This is a genomic window from Burkholderia sp. PU8-34 (assembly GCF_053427725.1).
Genome location: NZ_JBSAXC010000047.1, coordinates 1 through 1,673 on the forward strand (window position 1 = coordinate 1; position 1,673 = coordinate 1,673).

The following is a 1,673-nucleotide window of genomic DNA, read 5'->3' on the forward strand; positions in this document are numbered from 1 at the left end:
TGCCGCCGACATTGAGCAGCCTCGACAGATCCAGCAGTTCGTTCGCCCCGCCAAGCTTCAGCGTGTCGATGCCCGCTCCACCGTGGAGGCCCGCATGCGCGCCAGCGAAATACGACACGTGATCGAGCTGGAATTCGGTGCCGTGCGCGGATCCGTAATAGGCGGCGTCTGCAGTTTCGAGAACATGCTGAACATCGGCTGGCGGAACGAGTTCCGTAGTCGATGTCCAGTTCGAATGGGCAAAACTGCCACCACCAAAACCAACGTTATCGATCCACGTCAGGGCCGATACGGCTGAAGATTTGAAGCGAAAGGATGCAAACTCACCGTTATTAGGCAGCACGGTATGATAAGAATGAATCCCAATCCCTGGAGCCTTTAAATCACCAAGAGTTAAATGCTCGCTATAAACAAGCTTCCCCGCATCATCAAAAAAATCGATGACGAAATGTTGCTTCTCATCAGACCCACCGACATCGATTGTCAGGGATCGCGCATGCGCCCCGTTATTGAGATAGAACCCCACGTAATTCGTATCGATTAACAGCCCGGTCTCACCAGCATCCGGTTTAAGGCCGCCTCCGATCGTATTTCCACCAGCGACGCGAATCCCTTGTCCTGGCCTGTTCGAGGTGACCGACAACGAGAAAAGGCCGAAATCGGTCGGAATGCCATTCGCGACCAGATCCCGCGGGGCTTCGTTGCTGAAGTCCACCGTCGCGACTGGTGCTATCGGACCGAATGCCCCCCCTGCAAACCCAATATTATCGATCCATGCCAAACCGAACGCATTGTATGGAGAGTAAAACCACTTGCCATTTTCAATGACACCCGCGCTGAAGCCAAAGGATGAAAACTCCACGCCATCAGGCATCACAAATTGATACGAACAGATCGCGAAACTTTGAGGCAAATCATTAATACCGCCCGTCCTGAAAACCTCGCGATATACCAACGCCCCCTTGTCGTCATAAAAATCTATCGCATACGGTCTCCCTGCAACCGATGGCGGCGACAAACCGATATCGAGGGTCAAAGATTGCGCATGCACCCCATCTTTTAGAAAGAACCTCGCTCTAGCCACCTCAATCAACAGACCGGTCTCACCAGCATCCGGTTTAAATCCGCCTCCAATCACATTTCCACCGCCGAATAAAACTCCTTGTCCCGCTGTTCTCGCGGTAATCGACAACGAGAAAAGGCCGAAATCGGTCGGAATGCCATTCGCGACCAGATCCCGCGGGGCTTCATTATTGAAATCCACCACCTTGTAATCAATGCCTGCGCTCCCCGGACTGCTCGACACGACTTCCTCGAAGCGCGTCAACAGATAATCGGATACGTTCCCGCTGCGATCGACCAGCGCCACGCCATAGCCCGCATGCTCGTCCATCGTCGCGACAATACTCGCCGGAATGGTCACCTTCGCGCGCCCGGACGCCACGTCGGCTCCGGTCAGCGTGTAGGTAATCCTGTGATCGCCGATCGTCACGTTGATCATGTCGCCAGCCGTCGCACCCGCTCCGGCAAACGACACGTCAATCACGTTGCCCGAACGGGTCGCCGATGACGGCGCGTTCGGCGACGCCACGTCGAGTTCCACGTCGTACCTCTTGACCGGTCCGAGCATCCCGCCGTCGTTGACCACCCGCGTCTGAACCGTCCAGTTTCCG

General features: G+C 55.5%; 1 pseudogene. It reads right to left on the bottom strand.

The window, feature by feature from the left end:
- Positions 1 to 1,603 (bottom strand): annotated as a pseudogene (locus tag ACV22Z_RS35615) (hypothetical protein); the annotation flags it as partial.
- Positions 1,604 to 1,673: the final 70 nt, after the last annotated feature.